At 61.3% G+C, this 6,559-nt stretch carries 6 protein-coding genes; 4 read left to right on the top strand and 2 right to left on the bottom strand.

Annotated elements, in window-relative coordinates; genetic code table 11:
- Positions 1-2 precede the first annotated feature (2 nt).
- Positions 3-2,261, top strand: coding sequence for a phosphoenolpyruvate--protein phosphotransferase (gene ptsP, locus ACIQY3_RS21390; RefSeq protein WP_403023184.1), 2,259 nt, complete (start codon positions 3-5; stop codon positions 2,259-2,261).
- Positions 2,262-2,364: 103 nt separating this feature from the next.
- On the opposite strand, the gene ACIQY3_RS21385 is transcribed toward ptsP, so the two are convergent.
- Positions 2,365-3,111: an NRDE family protein gene (locus ACIQY3_RS21385; protein ID WP_403023181.1), complete on the bottom strand. Its 747-nt coding sequence runs from the start codon at positions 3,109-3,111 to the stop codon at positions 2,365-2,367.
- A gap of 133 nt (positions 3,112-3,244) precedes the next feature.
- Between ACIQY3_RS21385 and ACIQY3_RS21380 the strand changes: the two genes are divergently transcribed.
- From ACIQY3_RS21380 to ACIQY3_RS21370, 3 genes are all read left to right on the top strand, one after another.
- Positions 3,245-4,027, top strand: a complete 783-nt coding sequence (locus ACIQY3_RS21380; RefSeq protein WP_403023179.1) for a sulfite exporter TauE/SafE family protein — start codon at positions 3,245-3,247, stop codon at positions 4,025-4,027.
- 83 nt (positions 4,028-4,110) lie between these two features.
- Entirely contained in the window at positions 4,111-4,923 is an 813-nt protein-coding gene (lgt, locus tag ACIQY3_RS21375; protein WP_123509784.1) for a prolipoprotein diacylglyceryl transferase, read from the top strand.
- Between the two features lie 50 nt (positions 4,924-4,973).
- Positions 4,974-5,945, top strand: a complete 972-nt coding sequence (locus tag ACIQY3_RS21370; protein ID WP_403023176.1) for a thymidylate synthase — start codon at positions 4,974-4,976, stop codon at positions 5,943-5,945.
- A 126-nt stretch (positions 5,946-6,071) separates the two neighbouring features.
- Here the strand turns inward: ACIQY3_RS21370 and cadR are convergent, their stop codons facing one another.
- Positions 6,072-6,521 (bottom strand): Cd(II)/Pb(II)-responsive transcriptional regulator, encoded by a 450-nt coding sequence (gene cadR / locus ACIQY3_RS21365; protein WP_403023173.1) that lies wholly within the window; start codon positions 6,519-6,521, stop codon positions 6,072-6,074.
- Positions 6,522-6,559 lie beyond the last annotated feature (38 nt).

Raw genomic sequence — 6,559 nt, 5'->3', positions numbered from 1 at the left:
AGATCGTCCAGGCAGTTAACTCCGCCCAGGATCTCAAGGCGGCGTTGGGGATGATTGGGTTGCGCGTCGAAGTGGCCATGGGCAGCCAGGTCTGCTCGGTCTACCTGCTTGACCCGGAAACCAACCGCTTCGTGCTGATGGCCACCGAGGGCTTGAACAAGCGCTCGATCGGCAAAGTCAGCATGGCGCCCAACGAAGGTCTGGTTGGCTTGGTCGGCACGCGTGAAGAACCCCTGAACCTCGAAAACGCCGCGGATCACCCGCGCTACCGTTACTTCGCCGAGACCGGTGAAGAACGCTACGCCTCATTCCTCGGGGCGCCGATCATTCACCACCGTCGCGTCGTCGGCGTGTTGGTCATTCAGCAAAAAGAACGCCGCCAGTTCGATGAAGGTGAAGAAGCCTTCCTCGTGACCATGAGCGCGCAACTGGCCGGCGTTATCGCCCACGCCGAGGCCACCGGTTCGATCCGTGGCCTGGGCCGCCAGGGCAAAGGTATCCAGGAAGCCAAGTTCGTCGGCGTGCCGGGCTCGCCGGGTGCGGCGGTCGGTACGGCGGTGGTCATGCTGCCGCCCGCCGATCTGGACGTGGTGCCGGACAAGAACATCACCGACATCGACGCTGAACTGGCGTTGTTCAAGACCGCAATCGAAGGCGTACGCGCCGATATGCGCGCGTTGTCGGCCAAACTCGCGACCCAGCTGCGCCCGGAAGAGCGCGCGCTGTTCGACGTCTACCTGATGATGCTCGACGATGCCGCGCTGGGCAGCGAAGTCACCACCGTGATCAAGACCGGCCAGTGGGCCCAGGGCGCGTTGCGCCAGGTGGTGACCGATCACGTCAATCGCTTCGAGCTGATGGACGACGCCTACCTGCGTGAGCGCGCCTCGGACGTCAAGGACCTTGGCCGGCGTTTGCTCGCTTATCTGCAGGAAGAGCGCCAGCAGAATCTGGTGTACCCGGAAAAAACCATTCTGGTCAGCGAAGAACTGACGCCGGCGATGCTCGGCGAGGTGCCGGAAGGCACGCTGGTCGGTCTGGTCTCAGTCCTCGGTTCAGGCAACTCCCACGTCGCGATCCTCGCCCGGGCAATGGGCATCCCCACGGTCATGGGCCTGGTCGACCTGCCTTATGCCAAGGTCGATGGCATCGAATTGATCGTCGATGGTAATCGCGGTGAGGTCTACACCAACCCCAGCGACGTGCTGCGCAAGCAGTTCGCCGAGGTGGTGGAAGAAGAGAAACAACTGGCGCTCGGTCTCGATTCCCTGCGCGACTTGCCGTGCGTGACCCTCGATGGCCACCGCATGCCGTTGTGGGTCAACACCGGCCTGCTGGCGGACGTGGCGCGGGCGCAGAAGCGTGGCGCCGAGGGCGTTGGCCTGTACCGCACTGAAGTGCCGTTCATGATCAACCAGCGCTTCCCGAGTGAAAAAGAGCAACTGGCGATCTATCGCGAACAACTCGCCGCGTTCCACCCGCAACCGGTGACCATGCGCAGCCTGGACATCGGCGGCGACAAGTCGCTGTCGTACTTCCCGATCAAGGAAGACAACCCGTTCCTCGGCTGGCGCGGCATTCGCGTCACCCTCGACCACCCGGAAATCTTCCTGGTCCAGACCCGCGCGATGCTCAAGGCCAGTGAAGGCCTGAACAACCTGCGGATCCTGCTGCCGATGATCTCCGGCACCCACGAACTCGAAGAAGCCCTGCACCTGATTCACCGGGCCTGGGGCGAAGTCCGCGACGAAGGCACCGACGTGCCGATGCCGCCGATTGGCGTGATGATCGAGATTCCGGCGGCGGTTTATCAGACCAAGGAACTGGCGCGGCAAGTGGACTTCCTGTCGGTCGGCTCCAACGACCTGACCCAGTACCTGCTGGCCGTGGACCGGAACAACCCGCGAGTGGCCGACCTTTACGACTACCTGCATCCGGCGGTGCTGCAAGCCTTGCAGAACGTGGTGCGTGACGCCCATGCCGAAGGCAAGCCAGTGAGTATCTGCGGCGAGATGGCCGGTGATCCGGCAGCGGCGGTGTTGTTGATGGCGATGGGCTTCGACAGCCTGTCGATGAACGCCACCAACCTGCCAAAGGTGAAGTGGATGTTGCGTCAGATCAACCTGAGCAAGGCCAAGGATTTGCTGGCGGAGTTGATGACCATCGACAACCCGCAAGTTATCCACAGCTCGCTGCAATTGGCGCTGAAGAACCTTGGGTTGGCGCGGATGGTTAATCCGGCTCCGGCCAAGACACTCTAAACGCTGCTGGCCTCTTCGCGGGTAAGCCCGCTCCCACATTGGAATGCATTTCAAATGTGGGAGCGGGCTTGCTCGCGAAGGCGCCAGACCAGGCAACATCAATCTAAATCCTGATCTCCACTTCCCCCAGATGCCCGCCATACGGCCCGAAACTCCTTTCGACCATATGCCGCGACCCGTCCGCCCGAACGATCAACGCCGTACTCGCCCGGGTCCCGTAAGTTGGGCTGGCAATAAACACACTCGACAACAACGTCTCGGTAGCCAATCCCACCCCGGTATCCGGCAGCTCTGTCAGCGGCGCCGTCTGCGAATCACTCAAAATGGCCAACAACGCCTCGGGCCGTGGATCCTCCAGCAGTTCGCTCAACGCTGCCTTGGCCTTGAGCACTTTCGGCCACGGCGTATCCAGCCCCGCGTTCGACAACCCATACACCCCCGGCGCCAGCATCACCGCCTCGCTGTCCCGTGCATTGAAGTGCCACAGCTCGTTGGTATTGCCCACCAACAGATTAAACCCGGCATATTCCCGTGAACGGCTGACAACGTCGTCTAAATACTCATCAATCGACATGTCACCGCAAAGAAAACCTGCGACCAGTTCACCCCGTGACCGAGGCGATGGAGGCTGATGCGGGTCACGAATATTGGTCAGCGCCGCAAAGCGCCCATTCGCGCCGACACCGAGCCAGGTGCCGCCCGCTTCCAGATCCCGACCGGCATGGACCTGGGGCGCATGCGGCCATTGCGCCAGGGGCTGGGTAGGCCGGGCATAGAACTCGTCGCGGTTGGCCGCCACGATCAGCGGCTGGGCATGACCCGGTCGCCAGGCGAAAACAATCAGGCACATAAGGTGGTCCCAGTGTGTTTTTTGCTCACTCTACGCAGACATTGCCCGCGCATCCATCGCCATCCAGTAGAGCTGGAGGCCATGCATCCGTTACCATGCCGCTCCTATTTTCGCGACGTGTGGAACAACGGCCATGGAATTTCTGCTCTATCTGGCGCTGGGCGCCTGTGCAGGTGTGCTGGCCGGGCTGTTCGGGGTTGGCGGCGGGATCATCATCGTCCCGGTGCTGGTGTTCAGTTTCACCCTGCAAGGCTTCGATGCGTCGATCCTCACGCACCTGGCGGTCGGCACGTCCCTGGCGACGATCATTTTTACTTCGGTCAATGCGGTGCGTGAACATCACCGTCGCGGCGCCGTGCGCTGGCCGATTTTTGCCTGGATGACCCTCGGCATTCTGATCGGTGCCGGTTTCGGCGCGCTGACCGCCGAAGCGATCTCCGGCCCGCATTTGCAGAAGATCATTGGTGTATTCGCGCTGATCGTCTCCGTTCAGCTCGCGTTGGACTTCAAACCCAAGGCCAGCCGAACGGTGCCGGGCAAAGTCGGTCTGACCGTAGCCGGCAGTGTGATTGGCTGGGCCTCGGCGATTTTCGGGATTGGCGGTGGTTCGTTGACCGTGCCGTTCCTGACCTGGCGCAGTGTGCCGATGCAACAAGCAGTGGCCACATCGTCGGCCTGCGGCCTGCCTATCGCGGTCGCCAGTGCAATAAGTTTCATGATTCTGGGCTGGCACGATCCGCTGCTGCCGGCCCATAGTCTCGGTTTTATTTATTTGCCGGCGTTGCTGGGGATCGCCCTGACCAGCATGTTCTTCGCCCGTTTCGGCGCGCGACTGGCGCACAACTTGTCGCCGCGCTTGCTCAAAAGACTGTTCGCCGCTTTGCTGTTCTGCGTGGGGCTGAATTTCCTGCTCTGACGCCGGGCACAATCCTGGCTTAATCCTGAGGTGGCAGCGTCCCCCGGGAATTTTGAAGGTTTCAACTCTAACGAGGAGTCGCAATGCTGCCTTACCCGCAGATCGACCCGGTGGCCCTGGCCATCGGTCCGCTGAAAATCCACTGGTACGGTCTGATGTACCTGATCGGCATCGGCGGCGCCTGGCTGCTGGCGTCCCGTCGGCTGAACCGCTTCGACCCGACCTGGACCAAGGAGAAACTCTCCGACATGGTCTTCTGGATGTCGATGGGGGTCATTGTCGGCGGCCGCCTGGGTTACGTGTTGTTCTACGATCTGAGCGCGTACCTGGCCAACCCGACCCTGATTTTCGAAGTGTGGAAGGGCGGCATGTCGTTCCACGGCGGGTTTATCGGCGTGATGCTGGCGGCGTTGTGGTTCGGTAAAAAGAACAACAAGTCGTTCTTCCAGTTGATGGACTTCGTCGCCCCGATGGTGCCGATCGGCCTGGGTGCCGGGCGCATCGGCAACTTCATTAACGCCGAGCTGTGGGGCAAGCCGACCGACGTGGCGTGGGCGATGATCTTCCCGCCGTTCAGCGACCCGGCGCAGTTGCCGCGTCACCCGTCGCAGCTGTATCAGTTTGCGCTGGAAGGCGTCGCGCTGTTCCTGATCCTCTGGTTGTTCTCGCGCAAGCCGCGGCCAACCATGGCGGTGTCCGGGATGTTCACGCTGTTCTACGGCATCTTCCGTTTCATCGTCGAATTCGTCCGCGTGCCGGACGCGCAACTGGGCTATCTGGCCTGGGGCTGGCTGACCATGGGTCAGGTGCTGTGTGTACCGATGGTGCTCGCCGGTCTGTTCCTGATCTGGCTGGCGTATCATCGCGCTCCGGCGGCGCCAGCGGCGGCGGTATAAATTCGAATCCCGGGGGCGACGGCTCCCGGGTTCAAGGACACAGGTAACTCATGAAGCAATATCTCGATCTGGTGGCCCATGTCATCAAGAACGGCACCAAGCAAGCCAACCGCACCGGCGTCAACACCATCAGCTTCCCTGGCGCGATGCTGCGTTATGACCTGAAGGAAGGTTTCCCGGCGATCACTACGCGCAAGATGGCCTTCAAATCGGCCATCGGCGAGATGTGCGGTTTCCTGCGTGGCGTGAACAATGCCGCCGAATTCCGTGCGTTGGGCTGCAAAGTCTGGGACCAGAACGCCAACGAAAACGCGCAGTGGCTGGCTAACCCGTTCCGTCAGGGCGAAGACGACCTCGGCGAAATCTACGGTGTGCAATGGCGCAAATGGCCGGCGTACAAGCAGATTCCGGTCAGCAATAAAGCCGCCATTGAGCAGACCCTGAACCAAGGCTATCGCCAGATTGCCGAAGGCGAAGAAGACGGCCAGGCCTATGTGGTGCTGTACAAGGCGATCGACCAGATCCGCCAATGTGTCGACACCATCATCAAGGACCCGGGCAGCCGCCGCATCCTGTTCCACGGCTGGAACGTCGCGCAGCTCGATGAAATGGCCCTGCCGCCGTGCCATCTGCTGTACCAGTTCCACCCGAATGTCGAGACCAGGGAAATCTCCCTGACCCTCTACATCCGTTCCAACGATTTGGGCCTGGGCACGCCGTTCAACCTCACCGAAGGCGCTGCGCTGCTGAGCCTGATCGGGCGCCTGACCGGCTACACACCGCGCTGGTTCACCTATTTCATCGGCGATGCCCACGTCTACGAAAACCACTTGGACATGCTGAATGAGCAGCTCACCCGCGAGCCGTTCCCGATGCCGAAACTGGTGATCAGTGAGCGTGTGCCGGAATTTGCCAAGACAGGCGTGTACCAGCCGGAATGGCTGGAGCTGATCGAACCGGGTGATTTCTCGCTTGAGGGTTATCAGCACCACGCGCCAATGACGGCGCCGATGGCGGTCTAAGCCTCAACACCGAACAATATGTGGGAGCGGGCTTGCTCGCGAATACGGTGTGTCAGTCGACAGAAATGTTGCCTGACACACCGTATTCGCGAGCAAGCCCGCTCCCACATTTGGGTTGTGGTGGTTTTAGTGGCCGTGGCTGCGGCCCACATGCGAATGCTCAACCTCCGTCGCCACAACCCCGCCACTCACTTCCAACCGCTGCAAAATCCCGCATTGATCGATATCCGGCCCTTCGCCGCAGCGTTGGCGCAGGTCGAGCAGTTGCGTCTGCAAGGCCAGCAAGCCGTCGATTCGGGCCTTGACGTGGTGGATGTGTTCGTCGATCAGCGCGTTGACGCTTTGGCACTGGTCCTGCGGGCTGTCGCGCAGGGTCAGCAGGCTGCGGATTTCCTCGAGGGTCATGTCGAGGGTGCGGCAGTTGCGGATAAACGTCAGGCGTTCGGCGTGAGCCTGGGTGTAGACGCGGTAGTTGCCATCGCTGCGGGCCGGCTCTGGCAGCAGGTTTTCACGCTCGTAATAGCGGATGGTTTCCACGGCGCAGTCGGTCAGTTTGGCCAGTTCTCCGATCTTCATCGCGACAATCTCCAAAAGGTTGCTTGACCCTATAGTGG

The organism is Pseudomonas sp. NPDC096950 (assembly GCF_044762525.1).
Classification (GTDB): Bacteria; Pseudomonadota; Gammaproteobacteria; order Pseudomonadales; family Pseudomonadaceae; genus Aquipseudomonas.
Note: the sequence above shows the minus strand (reverse complement) of the source record. Positions and strands in the feature narration are given on the sequence as shown.

Coding starts and splice junctions, on each gene's coding strand:
- cadR (WP_403023173.1), bottom strand. CDS start 6,521: ATGAAGATCGGAGAACTGGCCAAACTGACCGACTGCGCCGTGGAAACC.
- ACIQY3_RS21380 (WP_403023179.1), top strand. CDS start 3,245: ATGGAATTTCTGCTCTATCTGGCGCTGGGCGCCTGTGCAGGTGTGCTG.
- lgt (WP_123509784.1), top strand. CDS start 4,111: ATGCTGCCTTACCCGCAGATCGACCCGGTGGCCCTGGCCATCGGTCCG.
- ACIQY3_RS21370 (WP_403023176.1), top strand. CDS start 4,974: ATGAAGCAATATCTCGATCTGGTGGCCCATGTCATCAAGAACGGCACC.
- ACIQY3_RS21385 (WP_403023181.1), bottom strand. CDS start 3,111: ATGTGCCTGATTGTTTTCGCCTGGCGACCGGGTCATGCCCAGCCGCTG.